The organism is Boseongicola sp. (assembly GCF_057460485.1).
Genome location: NZ_JBVCWP010000028.1, coordinates 1 through 24,802, shown reverse-complemented (window position 1 = coordinate 24,802; position 24,802 = coordinate 1). Strand labels below are relative to the sequence as shown.

General features: G+C 57.2%; 24 protein-coding genes, 2 tRNA genes and 1 pseudogene. 19 read left to right on the top strand and 8 right to left on the bottom strand.

Annotated elements, in window-relative coordinates; translation table 11 throughout:
* The 7 genes from AC221Y_RS06080 to AC221Y_RS06050 all read left to right on the top strand — a co-directional run.
* Window positions 1–256: histidine phosphatase family protein (locus AC221Y_RS06080; RefSeq protein ID WP_486706971.1), on the top strand; the 256-nt coding region annotated here is incomplete at its 5' end.
* A gap of 235 nt (window positions 257–491) precedes the next feature.
* Entirely contained in the window at window positions 492–662 is a 171-nt protein-coding gene (locus AC221Y_RS06075; protein WP_486706970.1) for a MerR family transcriptional regulator, read from the top strand.
* Between the two features lie 36 nt (window positions 663–698).
* Entirely contained in the window at window positions 699–923 is a 225-nt protein-coding gene (locus tag AC221Y_RS06070; protein WP_486706969.1) for a MerR family transcriptional regulator, read from the top strand.
* Window positions 924–981: 58 nt separating this feature from the next.
* A tRNA-Val gene (locus AC221Y_RS06065) sits at window positions 982–1,057 on the top strand.
* Between the two features lie 41 nt (window positions 1,058–1,098).
* A complete protein-coding gene (locus AC221Y_RS06060; protein WP_486706968.1) occupies window positions 1,099–2,034 on the top strand; it encodes a hypothetical protein in 936 nt (311 codons plus the stop codon).
* 356 nt (window positions 2,035–2,390) lie between these two features.
* Window positions 2,391–2,467, top strand: a tRNA-Asp gene (locus AC221Y_RS06055).
* 46 nt (window positions 2,468–2,513) lie between these two features.
* A complete protein-coding gene (locus AC221Y_RS06050; protein WP_299754559.1) occupies window positions 2,514–3,368 on the top strand; it encodes an alpha/beta fold hydrolase in 855 nt (284 codons plus the stop codon).
* Here AC221Y_RS06050 and AC221Y_RS06045 read toward each other — a convergent pair.
* Complete coding sequence (locus AC221Y_RS06045) at window positions 3,365–4,741, bottom strand: M20/M25/M40 family metallo-hydrolase (RefSeq protein WP_486706967.1); 1,377 nt, start codon at window positions 4,739–4,741, stop codon at window positions 3,365–3,367. The two genes, AC221Y_RS06050 and AC221Y_RS06045, sit on opposite strands and share 4 nt — an antisense overlap.
* 118 nt (window positions 4,742–4,859) lie before the next feature.
* Between AC221Y_RS06045 and AC221Y_RS06040 the strand changes: the two genes are divergently transcribed.
* The 4 genes from AC221Y_RS06040 to ispG all read left to right on the top strand — a co-directional run bounded on the left by AC221Y_RS06040 (window position 4,860) and on the right by ispG (window position 9,379).
* Window positions 4,860–5,450: a hypothetical protein gene (locus AC221Y_RS06040; protein WP_299754555.1), complete on the top strand. Its 591-nt coding sequence runs from the start codon at window positions 4,860–4,862 to the stop codon at window positions 5,448–5,450.
* Window positions 5,451–5,531: 81 nt separating this feature from the next.
* Entirely contained in the window at window positions 5,532–6,755 is a 1,224-nt protein-coding gene (gene hemA / locus AC221Y_RS06035) for a 5-aminolevulinate synthase (protein ID WP_486706972.1), read from the top strand.
* A gap of 117 nt (window positions 6,756–6,872) precedes the next feature.
* A complete protein-coding gene (locus AC221Y_RS06030; protein ID WP_486706966.1) occupies window positions 6,873–8,162 on the top strand; it encodes a helix-turn-helix domain-containing protein in 1,290 nt (429 codons plus the stop codon).
* Window positions 8,163–8,233: 71 nt separating this feature from the next.
* On the top strand, window positions 8,234–9,379 hold the full coding sequence (ispG, locus tag AC221Y_RS06025; protein ID WP_486706965.1) for a flavodoxin-dependent (E)-4-hydroxy-3-methylbut-2-enyl-diphosphate synthase: 1,146 nt from the start codon (window positions 8,234–8,236) through the stop codon (window positions 9,377–9,379).
* A gap of 92 nt (window positions 9,380–9,471) precedes the next feature.
* Here the strand turns inward: ispG and AC221Y_RS06020 are convergent, their stop codons facing one another.
* Complete coding sequence (locus tag AC221Y_RS06020) at window positions 9,472–9,681, bottom strand: hypothetical protein (protein WP_486706964.1); 210 nt, start codon at window positions 9,679–9,681, stop codon at window positions 9,472–9,474.
* A 351-nt stretch (window positions 9,682–10,032) separates the two neighbouring features.
* The gene (locus AC221Y_RS06015; protein WP_299754547.1) at window positions 10,033–10,788 is read right to left on the bottom strand and encodes a DsbA family protein; all 756 of its coding nucleotides are present in this window, start codon (window positions 10,786–10,788) and stop codon (window positions 10,033–10,035) included.
* A gap of 155 nt (window positions 10,789–10,943) precedes the next feature.
* Between AC221Y_RS06015 and AC221Y_RS06010 the strand changes: the two genes are divergently transcribed.
* The gene (locus AC221Y_RS06010; RefSeq protein ID WP_486706963.1) at window positions 10,944–12,095 is read left to right on the top strand and encodes a pyridoxal phosphate-dependent aminotransferase; all 1,152 of its coding nucleotides are present in this window, start codon (window positions 10,944–10,946) and stop codon (window positions 12,093–12,095) included.
* 73 nt (window positions 12,096–12,168) lie between these two features.
* Complete coding sequence (locus tag AC221Y_RS06005; protein ID WP_486706962.1) at window positions 12,169–13,377, top strand: N-acetylmuramoyl-L-alanine amidase; 1,209 nt, start codon at window positions 12,169–12,171, stop codon at window positions 13,375–13,377.
* On the opposite strand, the gene AC221Y_RS06000 is transcribed toward AC221Y_RS06005, so the two are convergent.
* The gene (locus AC221Y_RS06000; RefSeq protein WP_299754541.1) at window positions 13,367–13,963 is read right to left on the bottom strand and encodes a class I SAM-dependent methyltransferase; all 597 of its coding nucleotides are present in this window, start codon (window positions 13,961–13,963) and stop codon (window positions 13,367–13,369) included. The two genes, AC221Y_RS06005 and AC221Y_RS06000, sit on opposite strands and share 11 nt — an antisense overlap.
* A 151-nt stretch (window positions 13,964–14,114) precedes the next feature.
* Here AC221Y_RS06000 and AC221Y_RS05995 point away from each other — a divergent pair, with 151 nt between their 5' ends.
* From AC221Y_RS05995 to AC221Y_RS05975, 5 genes are all read left to right on the top strand, one after another.
* Window positions 14,115–16,658, top strand: coding sequence for a penicillin-binding protein 1A (locus tag AC221Y_RS05995; RefSeq protein WP_486706961.1), 2,544 nt, complete (start codon window positions 14,115–14,117; stop codon window positions 16,656–16,658).
* Window positions 16,659–16,774: 116 nt separating this feature from the next.
* The gene (locus tag AC221Y_RS05990; protein ID WP_486706960.1) at window positions 16,775–17,155 is read left to right on the top strand and encodes a thiol-disulfide oxidoreductase DCC family protein; all 381 of its coding nucleotides are present in this window, start codon (window positions 16,775–16,777) and stop codon (window positions 17,153–17,155) included.
* A 58-nt stretch (window positions 17,156–17,213) separates the two neighbouring features.
* Window positions 17,214–18,341, top strand: coding sequence for a peptide chain release factor 2 (prfB, locus tag AC221Y_RS05985; protein ID WP_486706959.1), 1,128 nt, complete (start codon window positions 17,214–17,216; stop codon window positions 18,339–18,341).
* A gap of 84 nt (window positions 18,342–18,425) precedes the next feature.
* Complete coding sequence (locus AC221Y_RS05980; RefSeq protein WP_486706958.1) at window positions 18,426–18,863, top strand: hypothetical protein; 438 nt, start codon at window positions 18,426–18,428, stop codon at window positions 18,861–18,863.
* A 412-nt stretch (window positions 18,864–19,275) separates the two neighbouring features.
* On the top strand, window positions 19,276–20,052 hold the full coding sequence (locus tag AC221Y_RS05975) for a DUF2189 domain-containing protein (RefSeq protein ID WP_299753922.1): 777 nt from the start codon (window positions 19,276–19,278) through the stop codon (window positions 20,050–20,052).
* 72 nt (window positions 20,053–20,124) lie between these two features.
* On the opposite strand, the gene AC221Y_RS05970 is transcribed toward AC221Y_RS05975, so the two are convergent.
* The 4 genes from AC221Y_RS05970 to AC221Y_RS05955 all read right to left on the bottom strand — a co-directional run bounded on the left by AC221Y_RS05970 (window position 20,125) and on the right by AC221Y_RS05955 (window position 23,462).
* The gene (locus AC221Y_RS05970) at window positions 20,125–20,652 is read right to left on the bottom strand and encodes a bactofilin family protein (protein WP_486706957.1); all 528 of its coding nucleotides are present in this window, start codon (window positions 20,650–20,652) and stop codon (window positions 20,125–20,127) included.
* Window positions 20,642–22,057 (bottom strand): M23 family metallopeptidase, encoded by a 1,416-nt coding sequence (locus tag AC221Y_RS05965; protein ID WP_299753920.1) that lies wholly within the window; start codon window positions 22,055–22,057, stop codon window positions 20,642–20,644. Before AC221Y_RS05965 ends, AC221Y_RS05970 begins: the two co-directional genes overlap by 11 nt.
* A 67-nt stretch (window positions 22,058–22,124) precedes the next feature.
* On the bottom strand, window positions 22,125–22,934 hold the full coding sequence (locus tag AC221Y_RS05960) for a ferritin-like domain-containing protein (protein ID WP_299753919.1): 810 nt from the start codon (window positions 22,932–22,934) through the stop codon (window positions 22,125–22,127).
* 66 nt (window positions 22,935–23,000) lie between these two features.
* Entirely contained in the window at window positions 23,001–23,462 is a 462-nt protein-coding gene (locus AC221Y_RS05955; RefSeq protein ID WP_299753918.1) for a peroxiredoxin, read from the bottom strand.
* A gap of 115 nt (window positions 23,463–23,577) precedes the next feature.
* Between AC221Y_RS05955 and AC221Y_RS05950 the strand changes: the two are divergent.
* Window positions 23,578–24,802 (top strand): annotated as a pseudogene (locus AC221Y_RS05950) (hypothetical protein); the annotation flags it as partial.

The following is a 24,802-nucleotide window of genomic DNA, read 5'->3' as shown; positions in this document are numbered from 1 at the left end:
TATCTTTGTACTGCGCTATGGCGGTACGGAGTGGAACCGCGAAGGCCGTTGGCAGGGCGCGTTGGATTCCGATCTGACCAATACATGGCTGATGCAAGCCGTCGCGATTGGAGAAAGTCTCGGCGCGTTTGGTATTTCGCCGGAAAGTCAGCGTGGAACTGTCAGCCCGCAGGGGCGGGCGTGGCAGAGGGCCGAGCTTGCGCTGGAGCTATTGGGGATCACTGCGACAGTGATCGACGATTTGCGAGAGATCTAGATTGGTGATTGGACGGAACTTCCGCGCGACGACATAGCTGTCAGGTGCCTGGATCACGGTGTTGAGACTTCGCCGGATATATATAGGCGGGCACCGGGTGGCGAAGGTTTTGAGGTTTTATGGGAGCGTGTCGGGCGGGTTCTGGCGCGACTTGTTCAACCGACTATCATCGTGAGCCATGCCATCACCTCCTGGTTTTGCGGATGTGCGCCATTCGGCTTTCTGCGTTTGAGAAATGGCAGAGCGGGCGGGTATTTTTGTGGCGAGGCTGCACTATTATGAGACCGAAGGGCTGATCGAAAGCTTGCGCACGTCCGCAAACCATCGCCGCTATGACCGGCGCGAGTTGCGCCGTATCGCGATCACGCGGATTTCCCAGAGCGTTGGCGTGCCTTTGGCCGAGTGAGAGGTTGTTCTGGATCGTCTCCTGCGCGGAAAAGCCGTGAGCGCCAAGACATTGGCGCGGGCGGCGGCGGCGTGCCAGGCGATGGTTGATGAGAGGAATGTATTGATGACGCGCCTGAGGGATCAGATGGGCTGCTGCATCGGCTCTGGGTGCTTGTCGCTGGACAGTTGTCCGCTTTATAATGGTACGGATCGTTTGGGCAGCATTGGCCCTGGCACGCAGTGGTGGGTCGGTCAGGGCACCGAGCGCGAAGAGATTTGAATAACTTGAAACCGAGGGTCTTGCGTTTTTCTCAAGTCGAATGTAGGCACCGCGGCACGGGTGATTAGCTCAGTTGGTAGAGCGCTTCGTTTACACCGAAGATGTCGGGAGTTCGAGCCTCTCATCACCCACCAAACGCTCGCCGTTCCACTGGGCGGATGTTATCCTTCGCACCATGGAGGAAATCATTAGGGCGGGCCGCGAGATGCAAGAGCCGACGTGGCAATGCGTGTTGGTATGCTGGGGTGATAAATATACCTCGGCCTATATCAATCACACCGTCGAAGCGGTGATCCGCACATCTGCGTCCAAGCCGCGGTTTATTCTGATTTCGGATCGTCCGCGCACGGGCATGCATCCTGATATTCAGATCGTGGACTTTGATCCCTGGTTCCTGAACCCGCGCTTTTTAAGCGGCGCGCTGCACGCGAAGTTGTCGATGTTTTCAAAGGATGTTGTTCCTGACGATCTGCCAGCGATTTTCATTGATCTGGACACGGCGATTTTCGGGGATATTGGCAAAGCGTTGAAGCTGATGAAGAACCGCCAATCTATCTTGATGTTGCAGTCAGTGGTTCTGCCGTTTGGTTGGCCAGGGCGGTTGGTTTATAAGCTGACAAACAAGAAACGTTACGCCCGCGGCAACTCGTCGATGGTGGTTTATCACCCGGCGGAATGCACTTATATTGCGGACGAATTTCGTGCCCTTTATGAGAAATTCGGCGATTACTCGATCCGTCCGATGATCGGGGACGAGCGGTTTATCAGTTGGATTGCGCAGATGCATATCAACCGGTTGCCGAACACGTTGGCGGTGAAGTTTCTTAATGAATACATGCATACGGGCAAGTGGCTGGTCTATTTGAAGGGGGCTTTACCTTGGGTGCAAAAGCGCCGCGACGGTGTGGCGGCGGTGACGTTGCCGGGCGACTACATCAAGCCAGAGCGGTTGATGGAATATAAGGACGGGGATGCGGTTCGGGCCGACAAGGGGCGCTGGATCCTTTGGGACAAGCGCGCGCTTGGTGACATGGGCGACAGGCTTCATGTCTACTACCGTCCATTGATGGAAAAGCTTGAGCAGGAAAAGCGCGAAGCCGCTGATATGTGAAAGAGCGTTGTGCGATCGGCACAGGCTTTGTTCAATACCCACTCTTTGGTCTAAACCCTCTGATTTCTAATCGGAAAGGAAATCCAAATATGCGCCGGAGGCGTTCTCTTAAAAAAGAACAGTTTCAACTGTTCCTTTTGATCACACCAGCCTCAGCTGGTGGCTGTTGCAGTTCCCGGTCTGGCTGGATTAACCGCAGGAATTGAAGACCAACCGCCGTTTTCACGTCGTTATGACGCGCTATCGGCGCATTTATCGGCCCACAAGTGCGCGCTGACTGAGGTGAAGCGATGGTCGCGGCCCAAATCTGCTTGACGCAATCACCGCAGATCCATAGAAGCGCGCGGGTAGGATACGCGGTTGTAGCTCAGCTGGTTAGAGTACCGGCCTGTCACGCCGGGGGTCGCGGGTTCGAGCCCCGTCAACCGCGCCACTTTCTTCTCTTGTCTTTGAGACTTTCTGCGGCGACGATTGTCGCTATGGCAGTTTTTCAGCATGGCGAGATCGAGATAGCATATGACGTGGCAGGGGCAGGACCTGCGGTCTTGTTGTTGCATGGGTTTCCACAAACGCGGGCGATGTGGGCCCCAATTGCCGCGACGCTAGCGCGGGACTTTACCGTGGTGACGGCTGATTTGCGCGGCTATGGCGCATCGTCGAAGCCTGCGGCCAAGGTGGACCTTACCAACTACAGTTTCCGTGCTATGGGTGGCGATATGCTAGCGTTGATGACGTCGCTTGGTCATGAGACCTTTCATCTGGTGGGGCATGACCGTGGTGCGCGTGTGGCGCATCGGATGTCGTTGGATGCGACGGACAGGCTTAGGTCATTGACGGTCATGGATATCGTTCCGACGCATACGTTGTTGGACAACTGGTCTTCCAAGGTTTCGGCGGCCTATTTCCATTGGTCATACCTTGCGCAGCCTGCGCCCTTTCCTGAGCGCATGATTGAGGCTGACCCCGATCATTTCTATCAGACGTGTTTGCTTGGCTGGGGCGGTTCGCAGCTTTCAGAGTTTGCGGCCTTAGAGGCCTATCGCGCGGCGTGGCGTGACACTGCGACGATTGCCGGAATGACCAATGACTATCGGGCCACTTTGGCGGTGGATGTGCATCACGACGCGTCTGATTTGGGGCGGAGGTTCGAGGGACCAGCACTTGTGCTTTATGGGGCTGACGGGGCTATGGCGCAGATGTTTGATATTCCGGGCACATGGGATGCGTGGCTTAAAAACATGACCGCCGAGGCGATCCCTGGCGGTCATTTCTTTCCTGATCAATCCGGCGCCGCGACGATTGCCGTGCTTCGCGGGTTTCTTGGCTCGGGTTAGCTCGTCAGTTTATCAAGGATGCGCGCCCAGCTGCGGATGCCTTTGTGAAAGCTGCGCACGTCGTATTTTTCGTTCGGGCTATGGAGGCCATCGTCTTCAAGGCCAAAGCCGATCAGCATTGTGTCGAGGTCCAGAATGTCCTGGAAATGCCCGGCAATTGGAATTGAGCCACCGCTACCGATGAAGGCAGCGGGTTTTGGGAACTCTTCCGAGAGCGCTTCGCGGGCTTTGCCGAACGCAGGGTTGTCGGTTTTCATCACCGAGGCTGGAGAGCAGCCGTGGTCGAAAAATTCGACCGAGCAGTCGGCGGGCAGTTGCGCCTGAACCATCGCGCGGAAATCCTTGCGGATTTGCGCGGGGTCTTGCGTGCCGACAAGGCGGAAGCTGATTTTGGCGCGGGCGAGCGATGGCAGGACGGTTTTGAAGCCGTCGCCGGTATAGCCGCTTTCCAGACCGTTAACTTCGCAGGTGGGGCGCGACCAGAGCATCTCAAGCACGCTGCGACCCTGTTCGCCCGCAGGTTCGGACAGTTTGACGTCGCTAAGGAAGCCTGCCGCATCGAAACCGAGGGCCTCCCATTGGGCCAGGATGTCGGCGTTGATCTCGGGGACGCCGTCATAAAAGCGGGGAACAGTGACACGGCCTGTGTCGTCATGGAGGCTTGCGATAATTTTTGACAACACGCGGGCCGGGTTCATTGCCGCGCCACCGTAAGCGCCGGAGTGAAGGTCGCGGTCGGGGCCTGTGATGATCAGTCCTTCGCCAAGAAGGCCACGCAGCATGGTCGTGATGCCGGGCGTGTCGCGGTCAAACAGGCTGGTGTCGCTGATCAGGGCTATGTCGGGGGCGGACAATTCCTCAGCGTTTTCTTCAAGGAACGGCACCAGAGACGGCGAGCCGCATTCCTCTTCGCCTTCAAAGAAGAAAGTCACGCGGCAGGGCCATTCGCCTGTGACGGATTTCCAGGCGCGGCAGGCTTCGACGAAGGTCATGAACTGGCCCTTGTCGTCGTTTGCACCACGGCCACGGATCACTTTCCCGTGCGGCGTGTCTTCGATAGCGGGATCGAAGGGCGCGCGGTTCCACAGATTTAGGGGGTCGACCGGTTGCACGTCGTAGTGTCCATAAAACAAGAGGTGCGGCGCGCCTTCGCCGACATGGCCGACAACCATCGGATGGCCTGTGGTGGGGCGCACTTCTGCGTCCACGCCAAGCGAAGAAAGGTCGGCGACGACCCATTCGGCGGCCGTGAGGCAGTCCTTTTTGTAAGCGGGATCGGTTGAGATCGACGGAATGCGTAACAGCGTCATCAGGCGCTCGAGCGCGTTCGGAAGGTCATCGTCGATGCGGGCAAGAATGGTGTCGAGGCTCATTTTATGCGTCTCCGAACTTTAATTTCGACGGGACGTTATCAGGCCTGCGTATGACGTCCAGTCTGGTCTGGACCTGGAGAAGGCCCTAAGGTCGCAGACAAAGAATTAGGAGAATGTGATGAGGTTAGTCCTTTTGTGCGTGGTTTGTCTTGGGTGGACGTCTGACGCGGCGGCGGCCGAGCCTGTCAGCGGAAGGGTTGCGCAGGCTGAGTTGTTTGACACGTCCGGGATCGGGTTGCAGCTGGTACGTGGCCTGTCCGACAAAGACCGCGCCACGATCAAGGCTTTAATCCCCTTGATTGAGCAGCAAACCGGGACCAAGGCGAAGTTTTACGGGGCCCTTGCCTATGCGCCAGACGAGGGACTTGTCAGCGAGGCGCTTCAGGGAGCGTTCAATTTCCATACCGTCGACGCCGCTGATACGGCGGCAATTGCGGCGTGTGGAGCGGCAAAACGTGCAACATCAGGAGCATGCCAGATCGCAGCACGCATTTTACCACCGGAATATCAACGACGCTCGCTTAGCTTGTCGCTTGACGCGACGCGGGGCTTTTTCGACCGCTATACACCGGCGGCTGGAGCGAAGGTTTTTGCAATATCACGCTCGACCGGGGCTTGGGCGATGGCCCCATCGCCGGGCGGGGCGTTGGGGGCCTGCACTCAGGACGCAAAAGGCGCCGACGATTGCGCGATAATCGTTAGAAATTGATCTGTGTTATAGCGTCAATTTGTTCCTTGCCATCTGACTGGTGGATAATTTAGGCATATTCGGATTACGGAGATGACAAACGTGAATTATGACCTTCAGCTAGACGCTGCCCTGAACAAACTGCATGAAGAAGGCCGTTACCGGACTTTTATCGATATTGAACGCACGCGAGGACAATTTCCGCATGCCGTGCGGGAGCGCGAGGACGGCACGAAGCAACCCGTAACCGTTTGGTGCGGTAACGATTATCTTGGAATGGGCCAACATCCTGAGGTTCTGGCCGCAATGCACAAGGCGCTTGAGGCTACGGGGGCCGGGTCCGGTGGGACACGTAATATTTCGGGGACGACTGTCTATCATAAGGCGCTTGAGGCCGAACTGTCTGATCTTCACGGCAAGGGGGCGGCACTGCTTTTCACCTCGGCTTACATCGCGAATGACGCCACGTTATCCACACTGCCAAAACTTTTCCCGGGGCTGATCATTTATTCGGATGAGTTCAACCATGCCTCGATGATCGAGGGCATTCGGCGCAACGGTGGCGAGAAGCGCATCTTCCGTCACAACGATGTGGCACACCTGCGTGAATTGCTAGAGGCGGATGATCCTGCTGCTCCGAAACTGATCGCGTTCGAATCGATTTATTCAATGGATGGTGATTTCGGACCCATTGAGGCGCTTTGCGATCTGGCCGATGAGTTCAGCGCGTTGACCTACATCGACGAGGTTCATGCTGTTGGCATGTATGGCCCGCGCGGCGCCGGTGTGGCTGAGCGTGATGGTCTTATGCATCGTGTCGACATCATCAACGGAACCCTTGGGAAGGCCTTTGGGGTGCACGGTGGTTACATCGCATCAAGCGCAAAAATGTGTGATGCAGTAAGGTCTTATGCGCCGGGATTCATCTTTACGACGTCGCTTCCACCGGCGGTTGCCGCGGGTGCGGCGGCCAGTATCCGGGTGTTGAAAACAGATCGCACCCGCCGTGAAGAACACCAGACACAAGCCAGCATTCTGAAGCTGCGTCTGAAGGGGCTGGGACTGCCGATCATTGATCACGGCAGCCATATCATCCCGGTGATTGTCGGCGATCCGGTGCATACGAAAGTCTTAAGCGATATGCTGCTTGATAGCTTTGGTATCTACGTTCAGCCGATCAATTATCCCACGGTTCCGCGCGGCACGGAGCGTCTGAGGTTCACGCCGTCGCCGGTGCACGGACCGCGTGAAATGGATGCATTGGTCAGTGCCATGGACGAACTTTGGTCGCATTGTGCGCTCAATCGCGCCGAACTCTCCGCTTAGGACTTATCCACAAGTGACCGCACGCAAGTGCTGTGTTAGTGGTTAGAGGATTATCCTCGTGACCGATTCTGCCGGTTGCGGGTAGGGACAACGGTGAGTTTAAATGGGGCAGGACACATGAGCAGGCGTCCTGAGGCGTCAGACGAAAATGAACCGGCGAGGCTGAAAGGCTTCGACGATTTTGATTTGCTGCTCGGTGATACTATGCGAGGCGAGCGTGCTACGCTGGGTAAGTCTCTTCTTGATGTTCAGCGCGAATTGAAAATCAAGGCCAATTATATTGCAGCTATTGAAAATACCGACGCTTCAGCGTTTGAGACGCCCGGATTTATTGCCGGTTATGTGCGATCTTACGCGCGCTACCTTGGACTTGATCCGGAATGGGCGTTCAAGACGTTCTGCGAGGAGGGCAATTTCTCGGTTGCTCACGGAATGTCTGCTGATGCGTCCGTTCGCCGGTCTTCCAAGGGGTCCTCGAAAGCCCGCAATGCCAATGGCGAGAAAAAGCCCGCCCATCTGCGCGATCCGTTTATCGAACCCAGTGTAAGTTATATGCCGAAAGGCGAAGCTGTTTTTGCCGGTATCGAACCACGTGCCATTGGCTCGGTCATGGTGTTGATGGTGCTGATTGCAGGTATTGGATATGGCGGCTGGTCTGTGCTGCAAGAAGTGCAGAAAGTGCGCTTTGCGCCGGTTGAGCAGACGCCGAATGTTCTGGCCGAGCTTGATCCGATGACGCAGGCGGTCGCTACGCCTGCGGGCGAAATTCCTCGAGCTGACGTGACGGCGGGGCTTGTACCCGGGGTTGACCGTATTGATCGCGTGTCACGTCCCGTTGCGCTGGATATACCGGTCATGGTCGCGCGAGACGGGCCTATAGCGTCGATTGATCCCAATTCTTTTGGTGCGTTTGCGCCAGAGCGTGATACGCGACTGAGCGCCGCGGAGCCTCCGCGCCCCGATAACTTACCGTTTGCAGTTCCTGGTAGTGCCATTCCGGTTACCGCAAACCTTTCGGCGGGGTTCGAAACAGATAATTTGCTGCCGACAGTGCAGGTGGTCGAAGAGGCTTCGCCAACGCTTGCGCTGTTTGCAGTTCGCCCGTCCTGGGTGCGTGTAACGGGTGCAAACGGCACAGTTATTTTCGAGAAAATCCTTGATGCTGGCGAGCAGTTTGATCTGCCATTGACCGAGGCCCCTGCGACCTTGCGTGCGGGCAATGCGGGATCGCTGTATTTTGAGGTGAACGGCGCGACTTATGGTCCCGCCGGTGCTGGTCCCGAGGTGATTAAAAACGTGTCACTTGCACGCGATGCGATCTTGGAGACATATCAAGTTGCTGATATTGAACGCGATTCTGATTTAGCGCGCTTTGTGGCGGTTGCCGAAGCGGCCGCATCCAACTGACATCGCACGATTGCCAGCGTGCCACGCTTTGCCTATTCATAGGGACCGCGTATCTATCATAAGGCAGCCTGATGACGCTGAACCACGTCCGCCCATGGCGCAATATATACCGTCGTAAATCCCGCCAAATTCATGTGGGTAATGTTCCTGTTGGGGGCGAAGCGCCGATCACGGTGCAGACGATGACCAATACAGACACAACAGACGTCAAGGCGACTATTGGCCAAATCCAACGCGCGACCGATGCTGGGGTCGATATCGTGCGGGTATCGACGCCCGACGCGGCGTCTACGGCTGCTTTGAAAGAGATTGTGCGCGAAAGTCCGGTGCCGATCGTGGCAGATATCCACTTTCACTATAAGCGCGCGATCGAAGCGGCCGAGGCGGGGGCTGCGTGTTTGCGGATCAATCCTGGCAATATCGGGAACGAGGAGCGTGTCAAAGAAGTGATCAAAGCGGCCAAAGATCATGGTTGTTCGATCCGTATCGGCGTCAACGCGGGATCGCTGGAAAAGCATTTGTTGGATAAATACGCCGAGCCCTGTCCGGAGGCGATGGTGGAAAGCGGTCTCGACCATATCAAGATATTGGAAGATAACGACTTTCACGAATTTAAGATCAGCTGCAAGGCCTCGGACGTGTTTCTGGCGGCGGCCGCTTATCAGATACTGGCGGATGCGACCGACGCGCCGATTCATCTTGGAATTACCGAAGCGGGCGGTCTTGTTTCGGGGACGATCAAATCGTCTATCGGGCTTGGTAATCTTTTGTGGATGGGGATTGGCGACACGATCCGCGTAAGCCTGTCTGCTGATCCGGTGGAAGAGGTCAAGGTTGGCTATGAGATCCTGAAAGCGCTTGGTCTGCGGCATCGGGGGGTGAACATCATTTCATGCCCGTCTTGTGCCCGCCAAGGGTTCGATGTGATCAAAACCGTTGAGGCGCTGGAGAAGCGACTTGAGCACATCAAAACACCGATGAGCCTGTCGATTATTGGTTGTGTGGTGAATGGGCCGGGCGAGGCTTTGATGACGGATGTCGGCTTTACAGGCGGCGGGGCTGGTTCGGGCATGGTCTACCTTGCGGGTAAGCAAAGCCACAAGCTGTCCAACGAGGAAATGGTGGAACACATCGTCGAGCAGGTTGAAAAGAAGGCGGCCGCGATTGACGCGGCCGAGTCAGTAGAATCTGCAGAAGCAGTTGAGGCAGCGGAGTAAGTGCGAGTTTACCGATCGGTTACGGCATCGCGGGGCATCTGATGTTCCGCCCGAGGCTCATTCGCTGACCGCAGCATATAAATCGCAGTAGCTTATTCAGGCACCGCAGAAATCCAGGCCTGTGCCGCCGGGCCAGGATCTGAATTCACGACATAGGCCATGTAACCGCCGTCAGTAGAGCCGGGGGTGATTGCGCCGAATGTGCGTTTATAAACGGAGATCACGCCTTTTGAGCCGCTGCGTTCGAATTGAACAGTGTTGCCGTGCGAAATGCGGGTAGTCTGAACCCCAAACTGTGACAAGCGACTGACGCTTTGGGTTTACGCCAGCTGGCAACGCGCGGTGCAGGCTGGCGTAAACCTAGCTTGGGGACCTCGCGATCATTTTAGACGTTGTCGTTGCGAGGGGGGACTGGTGGCGGCAAAGCTGCGCATTCCATCTGCCATCTTGCGGAAGCTCGCCACAGACGGCGAGCGTTAGAATACCAAGAGCTGCAAGTGTTCGTTTTATCCTGTCCGTCGCTCCATCCCTATCGGGGTAGCGCGCAGGAAATGTCAGCGCACTATGCTTCGCAGGCGAGTGACTTTGTCCTAAACTGGGCAGCTATCGTTCGATAGTTAGCAAGGCCAGCGTTGGGAAATCTGTGGGTGCCGTCAGCCCCGATTTTGTCGTTCGGTGGAAACCACCCGGCGCATTTGGTCCAATTCAAGGAACCCGCGCACGAACGTGTCGCCCATGATGAAGCTGGGCGTGCCCTGGATTTGAAGGCGCGCTGCCAGATCGCGGTTGGCCGCGATGATACGGGTGATCTCTTCGCTGTCCATTTCTGTGCGAATATCGTCATGGTCGAAGTCAAAATCACCGGAAAGACGCACCAGAGTCTGCGGGGTTAGGTCGCCGCGCAACAACATCATTTCGTCGTGCATGGTCTTATAAGCGTCATCGCCATAAAGCGATTTAACTGCGAGAGCGTAGCGCGACGCTAGCACTGACGCATCCCCAAGGATCGGGAATTCCTTGACGATGAAGCGGATATTGCCGTCGCTGTCGATCAGCTCTTCGACGGCTGGAAACGCGCGTTTGCAAAAGCCGCACTGGTAGTCGAGAAATTCGACCACGGTAACGTCGCCATCGGGATTGCCACCAACGTAGCTGTAACCGTCGTTGAAAATTTCTTCGCTGTATTGCTCAAGCATGGCAACTTCGGCTTGTGACGCGTCTTGCGTCCGGCGTTCTTCAAGGATCGCGATGGCTTCCATCAGGACTTCGGGATTTTCGAGAAGATAGGCGCGCACTTCGGACCGAAAGGCGTCACGCTCGCCGTCTGTCATCGCATCGATGTCGGTGGCGGCGGCTGGAAACGCGGTGGCAAGGCACAGAGCACTTGTCATCAAGATTGAACGAAACATCGGCGACTCCTCGGAAAAAACTGTCCAAGCACAAGACCATGCGAAGCTTATGCGTGGCAAGGACTTCACTAAGATTTGTTGTCGCACGGGGCATTGACGCCACGTGTTCGACGCGGCAGGCAAGAGATCCGTTTGCCTTTGAAGGAATGGTCCCGATGCGCCTGTCACGTCGATCGAATGTAGACCCGTTCATCGTCATGGATGTGATGGAGGCCGCAGCGCGGGCGGAAGCTTCGGGGCGGCATATTATCCATATGGAAGTGGGGCAGCCGGGGACCGGCGCCCCTTCAGGTGCGCGTGCTGCACTGGTGGCGGCGATGGAGAAGAGCGCGCTTGGCTATACAGTAGCGCTTGGGTTGCCATCCCTTCGCGCGCGGATTGCCAGGCTGTATGACGAACGGCATGACATCGACCTTGATCCGGCGCGCGTGGTTGTGACTTCGGGGTCGTCGGCGGGCTTTTTGCTGGCGTTTACGGCGTTGTTTGATGCAGGGGATCGCGTGGCTTTGGGCGCACCGGGCTATCCGTCTTATCGACAGATTTTGCGGGCGTTAAGCCTTGAACCGGTGGATATCGAAACGCGCGTTGAGGATCGCTATCAACCGGTGGCGGGCGATTTGCCACATGATATTGCCGGATTGATTGTGGCGTCGCCGGCCAATCCTTCGGGGACGATGCTGGATAGAACGGCTTTGACGGCGTTAATTGAGGCGTGCCAGGCCCGCAACGCGGCTTTTGTTTCGGACGAGATTTACCACGGCATTGAATATGAGCGCAAAGCGGTTTCGGCTTTGGAGATCACCGACGACGCATATGTGATCAATTCGTTTTCCAAGTATTACTCCATGACGGGGTGGCGGATCGGCTGGATGGTCGTGCCGAAGGGGCATGTGCGGACGGTTGAGCGGCTGGCGCAGAACATGTTTATTTGTCCGCCACATGCGTCACAGATTGCGGCTTTGGCGGCAATGGAATGCGGGGCCGAGCTGGAAGCGAACCTTGGCGTCTATGCGGCGAACCGTTCGCTGATGCTTGCGGGCCTGCCACGGGCGGGGTTTGAGCGGATCGCTCCGCCGGACGGGGCGTTTTATGTCTATGCCGATGTCAGCGGGATCACCGAAGATGCACATACTCTTGCGCGCGATATTCTAGACAAAGCTGGGGTGTCGGTGACGCCGGGGCTTGATTTCGACAAAGCGCGTGGCACGGGCACGCTGCGGTTTTCCTATGCGCGGGCTACGGCAGATATCGAAGAAGGCTTGGCGCGTCTGGAGACATATATGCGGGCGGCGGGCCATATTCGCTGAAAAGCCTTTGGCGGGAAGTCGCCGATAGGCTAGTCTGAGCACAATAACGAGAAAACTCGAAAAGTCTGAGGCAATGAGCAAGTATCCTTTTTTTTACAGCGCCGTTTGTGCCCTGATTCTTGTGTTTCTTTCGCACAGCGCCTTGGCCGAGGCGCCGGGCGCCGGCTTGGCGCGTCTTGCTGGCGGTGGCGCGGCTATTTCGGATAGTGGTGGTCGTGTCGAGTTAAATGTAGAGATGTCTCAACCAGTGCCATGGCGCGTTCATACGCTTGATGGGCCACCGCGCTTGATCGTGGATTTTGCAGAATTGGTTTGGGATGCGGCGCTTGAGGTCGACTCTGGTAGCGTTTTGGAGGTCAACACGGGGGCGTATCGGCCGGGATGGTCACGGCTTGTCGTCGTCTTGCGCGAGCCTTTGGCGGTGGACTCGGCTGAAATGCGGGTTGCGGATGACGGGTCGGCTTTGCTGACCATGCAATTGATACCGACGACGGCAGATGATTTTCGCGACAATGCCGGAATTGACCCGGTGGAAGTTTCTCCTGTGGTGGCCGCGCCCCCGCCCGCGTCCGGGCGCCTGCGGGTGGCGCTTGATCCGGGGCATGGGGGCATTGATCCCGGCGCCGAGGACGGCGATTTGCGCGAGGCGGAACTGATGCTGGCGTTTGCGCATAAGTTGAAAGAAGTCCTGCTCCGCACGGGACGGTTTGAAGTGGTGATGACGCGGGAGGCTGATGTTTTTGTGCCACTGGAGGCGCGCATGACTCTGGCGCGGGCGGCGGGGGCAGGTGTGTTCCTGTCACTGCATGCAGATTCGCTGGCCGAAGATGATGGCGTGGCTTCTGGCATGACGGTTTACACGCTGACCGATAACCTCACGGACGCAGTGGCTTTACGATTGGCCGAGCGCCATGCGCAGAATGATATCCTGGCGGGCGTCGACCTTGCGGGAACCGAGGACGAGATTGCATTTGTGCTTTTGGACTTGGCACGGCGCGAGACGATGCCGCGATCCGAAGCCTTGGCGGAGACGATTGTGTCTGGGTTTCGCAGCTATGAGCTGGCGCTGAACTCCAATCCGCATCGCCGCGGAAGTTTTACAGTTTTGAAGGCGGCAGAAGTGCCATCTGTTCTGGTCGAGCTTGGGTTCTTGTCAAGCGATCGGGATCGCGAGCGTCTCATGTCGGAAGAATGGAGCGCACGGGCAAGCGAGGCAGTTCGCGATGCGCTGTTGCATTGGGCCGACGAGGATTTTCTGATGCGCCAGGGCTTTAGGAAGTGAACTGCGCAAGCCAAATAGTGTGACCCGCACATTCGGGGTCCTCGGGGCGGAAATGTTTGACCTTGAAGCCGTAGGCGTTGAGCAAGCCTTCGTATTCGTCGGGGGACAGCGAGGAGTGATAGAGGCTGTGACCCGCCACCTCTCCGATTTCTTCGCCTTCCTCGGGGCCTGATGTGAACATCAAGGCGGCTCCCGGAGCTGAATGGCGCGCAAACACCTCGAACATGGCGCGTTGATCGTCCGGCGAGAGATGGAAAAACGAATTCCAGGCAAGAATGGCGTCGAATGTTTCGCCAAGATCGACACCGCGCATATCGGCAAGGATGCCGCGTGCTTGGGGTAGATTTGTCTGAAAAAGAGCAATCATCGCCGGCGCGCCGTCTAGTCCAGTTAAGGTTGCGCGACGGTCCAGAAGATAGCTTGCAATAGGACGTCCGGCGCCACAGCCAAGGTCCAGAACGTTTTTGCCGGGAGCGTAATTCAGCATGCGATCCAGCCACTTACGCTCGAAAAGTGCCTGATTGCGTTGAAGGTCCCAGGTCTCGGCAACTTCGTTATAGGTGGGCAGGATATCTTCGGGTTTCATGTGCGCCAGATGACGTGTTCGCAACTGCTGCACAAGAGGTGACAAAACATTTGCGATTTTTTGGCGTCAACTGGCCGATGCGACGCAAGCGCCCTTTTGACGCTGGCGAGACAGGGCGGTATATGAGGGACTTATCGAAGAGGTTGGTTGAGTGATCCGGTTCGTTTTTTCATTTTTTGGCGCGATTTTCAGCATGATAACGCTTGGCCTTGTGATGACCGCGTTAACCGTGGGGGCTGTGTTCTGGGTGTATGGGCGGGATTTGCCCGACCACGAGAGCCTTGCCAATTATCTGCCGCCAACCATTAGCCGGATTTATTCGACTGAAGGCCGGATCATTGATGAATTTGCCGAGGAACGGCGGATATATGCGGCTGCGGAGGAAATTCCCGATCTGGTCAAGCACGCGTTTATCTCGGCGGAAGACAAGAACTTCTACCTGCATGCTGGCTTTGATTTACGCGGAATTGCGGCGGCGGCTTATGTGGCAGTTGAAAGCCGGGGTCAGTCCGTGCGGGGCGCGTCGACGATCCCCCAGCAGGTTGCGAAGATCTCGTTTTTAAGCGGTGAGCGCACCGTAGACCGGAAGCTGAAAGAGATCATTCTGGCGAACCGGATGGTCAATTCGCTTGATCGGGACAAGATTCTGGAAATTTATCTCAATGAAATTGATCTTGGATTCCGCTCGTTCGGTGTGGCGGCGGCCTCGCAGACCTATTTCAACAAAACGCTTGCCGATTTGGAGCCACAGGACGCCGCCTATCTCGCGGCTTTGCCGAAGGCGCCTTACGATTACCATCCGGTGCTGGAAGTTCTGCGTGCGACCGAGAGGCGCAACTTTGTTCTGCGCGAGATGTACCAGAATGGCTATCTAAGCGAGGCCGAATTTGTCACGGCGCGGGCAGCGCCTTTGCTAACAGTGCAAAACGGGGACTATGAAGGCTTTCGCAAGAAGCTTCCGCCGCGCGACTACTTTACTGATGAAATACGCCGTCAGTTGAGCCGTGACTTTGGGGATACAGGGTTTAAATCTGCGGGTCTTACGGTGCGTGCAACCGTTGATCCCGAGATGCAGGACGCTGCAGCGGCGGCCCTTCGCGAAGCTTTGGAAAAGTATGACCGCGCGCAAGGCGAGTGGCGCGGCGCAGCGGCTGAGATCAATCCTGCAGCGTTAAGCGGTCTTGGGGAAGACGGTCGGGCTGCCTGGCGTCAGGCTTTGGGCGAAACCGTTGTGCCGCGCGATATTGCGGGCTGGTATCCGGCCGTTGTTTTGGAATTGCGCGATACTGTTGCGCGCATCGGCGTCGACGGGTGGGACAACGGCGTTGACGGACATTTCATCAAGCCCGGCGATTTGAACTGGATCCGGGGGGCGTCAAACCCGAGCGATATTTTAAGCGTCGGTGACGTAATTCATGTGCGACACGACGGTGGCTCTGAGGAAGACCCGGTTTTCTCACTGCGTCAGATCCCCGGTGTTCAGGGTGGGTTCATGGCGATGGACGTGAACAATGGTCGTGTGATCGCGATGCAGGGCGGATTTTCCTATCAGCATTCGGTGTTCAACCGCGCGACACAAGCGACGCGGCAGCCGGGGTCTTCGTTTAAGCCGTTTGTTTACGCGGCGGCCCTGGACAGTGGCTTTACTCCCGCGACGATCCTGATTGATGCGCCTATTGAGGTGGATGTGGGAGGAGGCCGTGTCTGGCGGCCGAGAAACGCTTCGAACCAGTTTTACGGGCCGACCCCTTTGCGGATCGGGATCGAACGGTCGCGAAATCTTATGACGGTGCGATTGGCTGAAGAAGTCGGCATGCGCACAGTGGCCGCCTACGCCGAGCGCTTTGGGGTCTATGACAAGATGCAGCCGTTTCTGGCCAACTCTCTGGGCAGCCAGGAAACGACGCTTTTTAAGATGGTCTCGGCCTATTCGATGTTTGCCAACGGCGGTGAGCGCGTCGAGCCGACGCTGGTCGATCGCGTACAGGACCGGTGGGGAACAACTGTGTACCGGCACGATGACCGTGTGTGCGACGAATGTTCCCAATACGATCTTCCGGTCGGTGAATTGCCACGGATCGAGACAGATCGCTGGCAAGTGATTGACCCGGTGACGGCATATCAGCTGACTTCGATGATGCGCGGCGTTGTCGAGCGTGGGACGGCGTCGGGAACGGTTAATCTTGGTGTGCCGACTGCGGGAAAGACTGGTACGACCAACGATGCGCGCGATGTCTGGTTTGTCGGGTTCACTTCTAACATCGCGGCGGGCTGTTACATTGGTTACGATCTGCCGAAGCCTTTAGGGTCTGGCGCATCTGGCGGCGGCATGTGTGGTCCGGTTTTTCAGTCTTTCATGACAACGGCGCTTAAGAAATACGGGGCCGGGCGGTTTGCGGTTCCGGCGGGCGGGCGGTTTATAAAGATCGACCGTTTCACTGGTGCGCGTTTGCCCGATGGGGCGAGCGGAGAAAGCGTTGTGGCGGAGTATTTCCGTGAAGGTGAGGAGCCGGTGTTTGGCATCACCTTTGATGGCGGTTTTGCCATGGGAGCCAACCTTCCGATGGTGACGGGCGGGACAGTGGCTCAGACCGGCCAGGGGCCCGGCGTGGCAGTTGAGGGCGTTGTGCCTGTGGTGCCTGTGGTGCCGGGCCAAACCACCGCGGGCGAGATTTCATCCGGTGGGCTTTACTAAGATCGCGCTGGCTGGGGCTCTGCCCCAGACCCCGAGGTATTTTCCAAAGGATGAAGCAGAGTGGCCGATGCGGATTGTCGGCTTGGCCTTTTGAGATTGTGGATTACATAAGCTTCATGACTAAAGAATGCACAGTTATTTACAACGGCGATTGTCCGGTTTGTTCTCGGGAGATTGATGTTTATCGGGACCGTGTAACAAAAGCCGGAGGGAGCCTTGGTTTTGTCGATTTGAACAGGGTTGATCTTGGCGCGTTTGGTTTGACGGCAGACGATGCGGCGCGGCGCCTTTATGTGGTGCGTGGGGACGAACTGCTTTCGGGCGTCGATGCTTTTTTGCTTTTGTGGCACGAGACGCCCGGCTTTCAGTGGCTTGCACGTGGGGTTGGATTACCGGGCGTGCGCCAGATCGCAGGTCTTGTCTATGAGTGGGTCCTGGCACCCGCCCTATTTGCATTGCACAACCGGCGTCAGGCTCGGGCTGCGCGCGGTGCTTGAAGGCGGACCACCCGGTTGATAGAGGTGCAGGAACGTACATCCTTGGAGAATTACCCCCATGCGCGCTGAAGCCGAAAATGCGGTTGCTGCGATCGAAAAGTCGCTGACGCTTCTGGCGAAGCGACTGGATTGGGAAACGGCTGATCATCGCCTTGAAGAATTCAACGCGCTGACCGAGGATCCCAATCTGTGGAACGATCCAGAGCGGGCGCAAAAGCTGATGCGCGAACGCCAGATGCTTGCTGATGCGATGGGTCGCTATACCAAAATGAAACAGGAGTTGTCGGACAACATCGAGCTTATTGAGATGGGCGAGATGGAAGACGATTCCGAGATTGTTTCTGAAGCTGAAGCGGCGCTTAAGTCATTGAAAGAGCGTTCGGCGCAGGCCGAGCTTGAGGCGTTGCTGGACGGCGAGGCAGATGGCAACGACACCTTCCTTGAGATCAATTCAGGCGCGGGCGGCACCGAAAGCTGTGATTGGGCGTCGATGCTGGCACGGATGTATGTCCGCTGGGCCGAGGCGCACGGCTATAAGGTCGAACTTCAGTCGGAAAGTGCGGGCGAGGAAGCTGGGATCAAGTCTGCGGCCTATAAGATTTCCGGGCCAAACGCCTATGGCTGGCTCAAGTCAGAATCGGGTGTGCATCGGTTGGTGCGGATTAGCCCGTACGACAGCGCGGCGCGGCGGCATACGTCTTTTTCGTCAGTCTGGGTCTACCCGGTGGTGGACGACAATATCGAGATTGACGTCAATCCGTCTGACATCCGCATTGACACCTATCGCTCGTCAGGTGCGGGAGGTCAGCACGTGAACACGACCGACTCGGCTGTGCGGATCACGCACATTCCGACGAATATCGTGGTGACATCATCCGAGAAGTCGCAGCACCAGAACCGTGACATTGCGATGAAGGCGTTGAAATCACGTCTTTATCAAATAGAGCTGGATCGCCGGAACGCGGCGATCAACGAGGCGCATGAGAACAAGGGCGATGCCGGCTGGGGCAATCAAATACGGTCCTATGTGTTGCAGCCTTATCAAATGGTGAAAGACTTGCGGACCAGCTTTGAAACCAGTGATACTTCGGGTGTTCTGGATGGTGATCTGGACGGGTTTATGGCCGCGACGTTGGCGATGGGCGTGTCGGGGATGGGCCGTGCAGAAGCACGGGGCGACGACTAAAACGCAAGTTTAAAAAGTATGACCAATCCCGCATCGTCTTTGCAAGCTGATTGCGAAGCGATTGGCGTATGAACGACATTTACTATGGAAGTGACGAGCAGCAGGGCGTTTCGCGGCGATCTGTGGCGCTGTGAGTTGCTGAAGGATGATCCCGAGCTGACGTGGTACTGGCGCGCTGTCGGTGTTGCGGAATATGCCTGCGGGGGCGTCGACTTTCTGGATCAAATGGTGCGCATTCAGGGGGTAGTGCCGAGGTGCTGGGTGCCGCGCCAACACATCGAAGACGTCATTATTGCGGTTGAAGCACGCGCGATCACGGCCGATATTTTTGGACTGTCGATTTCCACCGATGCTTCGCTGTCTCTTGCGCGCAAGATTCTGGCAACGGAAAAGTCGGCGTTGATCTTGAGGTGGTGCGCATCTGCCCAGACAGCCCCGATGCGCTTTTGGCGATGGTTGAGGTTGCCCTTGACTGTGCGGGGTCTTGCCAACTGCGGCGGCGGTGATGCGGGGGGCAATTAAGACGCGGCGTGATTTTGTTGTCGCGCGAGCGGACGGGTTGTGGCCTCTGCTGGAGCGGTTGACTGTTTCCATCCACCGGCGCCGGTGGGTGATCATTGTTGGTGGGGGATGTTGTCCACACACCCTGACCGTCGGCGAGAGAAAATTGCGTTGATCCTTGGTGCCGATGCGATGGTGCGGATGTCCGAGGATATTGGATTTTAGAAGTTTTACAGTGGTGTGCGGGACGACAATGCGCGCTCGACGGCCTTGTGCGCAGAGCATGCGGTGGTGCGCACTGATTCTATGGCACTTGTCGGGATTGATCCGACTGTTGTGTCCGCAGGACGAATGAGCCAGTTGCGCTGCCTTGCGGCCCGGCAGGCAGCGTGCTTTTGTACCTTAGAGCATATCCGTGGCGTGAGAGGGCTTAATGGAACCGGACGAACGTGAAGCATCGCCGATCCCGGAGATTGGGCAGGTGACTTTTGCAGAGCTTTGGTCCTCGCTGAAGGCGGGACTTTGGGATTTCCGGCGGGCTCCGGGGTATGGATTGGCGTTTAGCGCGTTTTACGTTTTAGTGGGCGTCGGGCTTGTCTGGATTGGGGCGGGGACATTCCTGTGGACGCTGGCTTTTGCTTTGGGTTTCCCTTTGGTCGCGCCATTTGCTGCTGTCGGGCTTTACGAGGTGAGCCGCCGTATTGAAGCAGGCGAGCCGCTGGAACAATCGGAAATCGTGGGTGTGGTCTGGCGCGAACGCACGCGCCAGTTGCCCTGGATCGGGGTTATTCTGACGCTGATTTTCCTGTTTTGGAGCTTTTTCGCCCATATGACGTTCGCGATGTTCTTTGGGTTGTCGGCGCTGACGAATGTGAGCAGTTCTTATGAGATTTATTTCACCTCCAATGGCATCGCGATGATGGTCATGCAGGCTTTGGTGGGGGCTGGCGTGGCGTTCTTTGTCTACGGGATTGCGGTGATGTCCTTGCCGTTATTGGTGGACAAGGAAGTCGATTTTGTGACCGCGATGCTGATTAGCCTTAAGACAGTTGCCAGAAACAAGGCGGTGCTTGGCGCCTGGGCGGTGCTGATAGCGGTACTATTATTTGTGGCGATGTTGCCCGCGTTTTTGGGGTTGTTTGTGGCGTTGCCGGTCTTGGGTCATGCAACATGGCATCTGTATCGGCGGGCGCTATATCACCCGGTGTGATGGTGCATAGCGCACGAAAAAGGCCCGCACGATTAAAGCGCGGGCCTTTTGTTTGCCTGTAGAATCAGGAGATTAGCTTTTGGTGTCAGGCGAAGACGCAGAGGGCGTCGGAGCCGTTGCAGGCTTCGTCGACATGCCGGCCTTAGCACCGGCTAGCGGGTCTTCTTGACGCTGAACCGATCCCTCAAAATGAGCGCCGGATTCAATCGCGATGGTTTTGTGGATGATGTCGCCTTCGACACGTGCAGTAGAGGTCAGGCGCACCTTCAATCCGCGCACTTTCCCGACAACACGGCCGTTGACCACAACGTCATCCGCAATGCATTCGCCGTTTACCGTGGCGCCTTCGCCGACGGTTAAAAGGTGAGCGCGAATATCTCCTTCAACTTTACCTTCGATCTGGATGTCACCGGTGGTCTTAATGTCACCGGTGATGTTCAGATCAGCCGAAAGGACCGACGCAGGGGGCTTCGCCTTGGGGGTCGATGAGGTGAAGTCTGTTCCGGATTTTGGTTGATTCATATCGGAGGCCTTTTTCTCAGTATCCGCCGGCGCGTCCGTTTTGGGGCCCGGCTCGTTTATTTTGCTTTCAGAAAACATCTCTTGCTGCCTTGATGTATTTCAACGGGTTGGTGGCTTTACCGCCGACGCGCACTTCATAATGAAGATGGGTGCCCGTCGACCGTCCGGTATTTCCCATATCACCGATACGCTCGCCGCGCGAGACCCTTTGGCCAACTTGTACGCGGATTTTTGACAAATGGGCGTAGCGGGTCTCGAATCCGAAGTCGTGGCGGATTTTGATCAGATTGCCATATCCGCCCTGACGACCAGCATGCACGATCGTTCCATCCGCGGTTGCGTGTATTGGTGTGCCGCGCGATCCGGCCCAGTCGTGGCCTTCGTGCGTGCGGCCCCAACGCGGGCCAAAGCCGCTGGTGCTACGATAGCTGCCGCGCACAGGAAAGCCGAAAGGAAGCTTCTCGGCGGCGATGCGATAAAGGTTCAATTCGTCCAGGCGCCCAAGAACTTCGTTTGCGCGCGAGGTTATTGGATCAATCTCGGCGTCGCCTGACGTGGAGACGCGGATAGGCGTCAGCGGTCCGCCCTGGCCTGAATAGGTGCGACGAACTTGTTCGAGAATACTGTCGGTGGGCAGTCCGACGGCTGAGAACATATTGTCGATCGGGGTCAGCGATGTTTCAACGGCGTCTTCGATCTGGCTGAAGATGCGCTCATTGCGCTCGTCTCCGAGGCGCGCGTCCAGCGCGACGCGGTCAAGCGCGCTTTCGGCTTCTGCGACGTACAATTGCATTTCGTCACGCTCGACTGCGATATCGCCAAGAGCGACGGACAGAAAATCAAGCGTGGTCTCAAGATCGCTCATCCGGGTCACTTCCGGGCTTGCAGCCTCAGTTTCAGCGATACGTGCGATCAGCGTTTCGTTTTTGGAACGTTCGAAGTCTCTTTCGTTCATCGCGTCGCGTAACGTGGTTTGAATGACGTCGATGCCGGTGGCGAATTCCTTAGCGCGTTCTTCCGACCTTAAAAGCCGCGACTGCATCGCTGAAACCTCGGCAAGAGCGACGGCAAACCGTGCCTGCGCATCGGAGGCTTCGGTTGCGCGCGTGTCGCGTTCAGAGGCAAGAGTGTTCAGCCGGCCCTCGTAAACAGCCTGATCGCGCAGTGCCTGTTCGCGCAGGTCGCCAGCGCCAAGACTTTGCATCAAGAGAATGGCCGAGGAAATAATCGTCCAACCCACCAAAAGGGCCGAGCCTGTCAGGCCTACGAATTGGGTCGTAGGCGAAAGGCGAATGAAGCGGGTTTCTGTATCCGAACGCAGGAAAAGCCTTTGTTCGGGGAATGCGCGTTCGAGAGACGCATGAATTTTTTTCGCGAAGCTTTGGATCACTCTGCCTGTCCCGTCATCGTTGTCCCAATGCGGCATCATTCCCCCGAAGACTGCCAACTCCATGGTGTTAACGGCTGTGGAAAACTCTGGCAACCACGCTGACCCGTGTGGGCCTAAGAGGTCGTTTTAATTGATGAATTCGGCAGAATATCGCCGACTTTCAGGCTTCGTTGGTTAACGGCCAGTAAAAATCGGGAGGGATGCCAGCCTCGGCACGCTTTTCTTCGTTGAACGGTGGCTTAAGGGTTGAGTGGAAATAGCGCCGGACAAGGGCATGAAATTCGGGTTTGGGATCAAGGCCGTCTCGCCCGCATAGGAAGTGAAACCACTTCGAGCCGTAAGCCACATGCGCGACCTCTTCGCTATAGATCGTTTCAAGGGCGGCCACTGCGTCGTCTGCTTGGGCTTTGCGGAAAACCTCGATCATGCCGGGCGTCACATCAAGCCCGCGCGCCTCCAGCACCATGGGGACGACCGCAAGGCGTCCCATAAGATCGCCGGCGGTGTCCTCTGCTGCGCGCCACATGCCCGCGTGTGCCGGGAGTGCGCCGTAATGGCTGCCAAGTGCTTCAAGACAGTCAGACATTAGATTGAAATGTTTAGATTCTTCGTCTGCGGCTTTGACCCAATCGTCATAGAATCCGGGCGGCATGGAGACGTCCGTGAACCGTGCGATAAGATCCCAGTGCAAATCAACGGCGTTGAGTTCGATGTGCGCCACGGCGTGAAGAAGGGCAATCCGACCGTCAGGGGAGCCGGGTTTGCGTCGCGGTACATCGCGCGGCGACACCAGTTCGGGTCGTTCAGGGCGCGCGGGAAAGGCAGGGGGAGCTGCGTGCCCCACAGCGATATCGTCGCCCGCGCCACGCGCAGCAACCCATCGGGCTGCATTTGCGCGGCTGATCGCTGTTTTTTCGCGGCCATTGGCGGTGGTTAGGACCTCGACCGCCATTTCTGCAAGCGTTGCCATGCTGAATAGTCCCTTAAGGCCTGTCGCCCTTTGGCTATCCGCGAAGACAGTCAAGGGCGAGGGAGTTTAGCTTTCTTGTGCGGCCGCCAGAACGGTGTCGACATGTCCAGGGACTTTTACTTTGCGCCATTCACGCACCACCGTTCCCGCTCCGTCAATCAGATAGGTCGCGCGCTCGACCCCCATGTATTTCTTGCCGTACATCTGCTTTTCGACCCAGGTGCCATAGGTTTCGCAGACGTCACCATCGGCGTCCGAGGCAAGGATCACATCAAGGTCGTGCTTGGCAATGAATTTGTCATGCTTTGCGGCGGAGTCTTTGGAAATGCCGACCACAACGGCGCCGGCAGCTTTGAACGCGGCCTTTGCTTCGGTGAAGCCAATCGCTTCTTTGGTGCATCCGCTGGTGTCGTCCTTCGGATAAAAATACAGAACAACTTTTGAGGGGCGTAACGCAGACAGGGTAACGTCTCCGCCACCATTGCGTGGGAGCGTGAAATCAGGGGCGGTTTTTCCTTCAAGCGACATGGGGCAGTCCTTTTTCAGAAGTTTCACAAGATGCGTCACGAATGCCTGTTGGGTTTTAGCGCGGATCGGCAGAGAATACAGAGCGCGAGGCAGGAAAAAGATAGAAAAGACGTCTATGACCAGGGAACCAAAGTCGGAAGTTAAGTCTCAGCCCGAGGCAGACACCCCCAAGCCTGGGCGTCGCACTCGGACGCGGGCGGAGCGCCGTGTTGCGCGCGCCAAGCGGCATGGGCGGCTTGGCAGGGGGCTTATCTCGACGGTTGTTCTGGCAAGTTTTGTCTTGTTTCTGGGTGGGCTGATTTTGTCGGATCGCGCGGTACCTTTGCCGGATAGCATACGGGACCGGATTGCAGTGTCGGTGTCGGAACGGCTGCCTGACGGAGCGGTAAAAATCGGCGCCGTGGCCGTCACTTTGGGGCGCGATCTGGCGCCAAGGGTGCGGCTGTCGAATGTGTCGATCGGCGATACGGGCGGGGGCGGTGTTGCGGTTTTGAACGGTGTGTCGGCGCGGTTGTCGCCAAGCGGGCTTTTGCGCGGACGATTTGCGGCAGAGCATGTGGTGCTGAACGGGGCGCAGGTCACGTTGCGGCGCGCAGCTGATGGAACCTTTGCTTTTGGTTCTGCAGGTGGCGTGCCGCGGGAAACGCAAAGCCTTCCGGATATTTTGAGCGCGCTTGATGCGGCTTTGACCGAAGGCCCGCTTGCGTCCATTCAGGATGTGTCTGCCGAGCGCGTGGTGTTCGCGCTTGAGGATGCGCGGACCGGGCGCATATGGCAGGCCACGAATGCGTCGTTGCAACTGCGGCGTTCGACCAGCGGGCTGACACTGTCGGTGTCGTCGGATGTCTTCAACGGGACGGATGACGTTGCTGAAGTGCAGTTGTCATTTTCCTTCGATGACGCCACGCGCGACATCGCGTTGGGAATGCGGTTGGTCGATGTGGCTGCGGCCGACATTGCGGTGCAGTCGCCGGCCCTGTCATGGCTTGGCGTGCTGGATGCGCCGATATCGGGCGCGGTACGGGCTGAATATGACGGGGGGGAAGGGCTGGCGCGGCTGTCGGGCACTCTGGACATCGCTGACGGGGCATTGAGCCCTGCGGGGGGGGCGGACCCAATCGGATTTGATGTCGCGCGTGCGTATTTCGAGTTTGATCCTGCCCTTCAACGTATTGATTTTACCGAAGTTGCGGTGAAATCCGAAACGTTTGAGGCAACGGCCACGGGGCATACCTACCTGACAGAAGTCACCGATGGCTGGCCGGACGCATTTATAGGGCAGTTTCTCATTTCAGAATTTGCCTTGGACCGGGCGGACGTTTTCGAAGCGCCGGTGGCGG

Bases quoted from the DNA above. Each gene is read 5' to 3' on its own strand.
- AC221Y_RS06075 (WP_486706970.1), top strand. From the start codon at position 492: ATGGCAGAGCGGGCGGGTATTTTTGTGGCGAGGCTGCACTATTATGAG.
- AC221Y_RS06060 (WP_486706968.1), top strand. From the start codon at position 1,099: ATGGAGGAAATCATTAGGGCGGGCCGCGAGATGCAAGAGCCGACGTGG.
- AC221Y_RS06050 (WP_299754559.1), top strand. From the start codon at position 2,514: ATGGCAGTTTTTCAGCATGGCGAGATCGAGATAGCATATGACGTGGCA.
- AC221Y_RS06045 (WP_486706967.1), bottom strand. From the start codon at position 4,741: ATGAGCCTCGACACCATTCTTGCCCGCATCGACGATGACCTTCCGAAC.
- AC221Y_RS06040 (WP_299754555.1), top strand. From the start codon at position 4,860: ATGAGGTTAGTCCTTTTGTGCGTGGTTTGTCTTGGGTGGACGTCTGAC.
- AC221Y_RS06030 (WP_486706966.1), top strand. From the start codon at position 6,873: ATGAGCAGGCGTCCTGAGGCGTCAGACGAAAATGAACCGGCGAGGCTG.
- ispG (WP_486706965.1), top strand. From the start codon at position 8,234: ATGACGCTGAACCACGTCCGCCCATGGCGCAATATATACCGTCGTAAA.
- AC221Y_RS06015 (WP_299754547.1), bottom strand. From the start codon at position 10,788: ATGTTTCGTTCAATCTTGATGACAAGTGCTCTGTGCCTTGCCACCGCG.
- AC221Y_RS06010 (WP_486706963.1), top strand. From the start codon at position 10,944: ATGCGCCTGTCACGTCGATCGAATGTAGACCCGTTCATCGTCATGGAT.
- AC221Y_RS06005 (WP_486706962.1), top strand. From the start codon at position 12,169: ATGAGCAAGTATCCTTTTTTTTACAGCGCCGTTTGTGCCCTGATTCTT.
- AC221Y_RS06000 (WP_299754541.1), bottom strand. From the start codon at position 13,963: ATGAAACCCGAAGATATCCTGCCCACCTATAACGAAGTTGCCGAGACC.
- AC221Y_RS05990 (WP_486706960.1), top strand. From the start codon at position 16,775: ATGACTAAAGAATGCACAGTTATTTACAACGGCGATTGTCCGGTTTGT.
- prfB (WP_486706959.1), top strand. From the start codon at position 17,214: ATGCGCGCTGAAGCCGAAAATGCGGTTGCTGCGATCGAAAAGTCGCTG.
- AC221Y_RS05980 (WP_486706958.1), top strand. From the start codon at position 18,426: ATGGAAGTGACGAGCAGCAGGGCGTTTCGCGGCGATCTGTGGCGCTGT.
- AC221Y_RS05975 (WP_299753922.1), top strand. From the start codon at position 19,276: ATGGAACCGGACGAACGTGAAGCATCGCCGATCCCGGAGATTGGGCAG.
- AC221Y_RS05970 (WP_486706957.1), bottom strand. From the start codon at position 20,652: ATGTTTTCTGAAAGCAAAATAAACGAGCCGGGCCCCAAAACGGACGCG.
- AC221Y_RS05960 (WP_299753919.1), bottom strand. From the start codon at position 22,934: ATGGCAACGCTTGCAGAAATGGCGGTCGAGGTCCTAACCACCGCCAAT.
- AC221Y_RS05955 (WP_299753918.1), bottom strand. From the start codon at position 23,462: ATGTCGCTTGAAGGAAAAACCGCCCCTGATTTCACGCTCCCACGCAAT.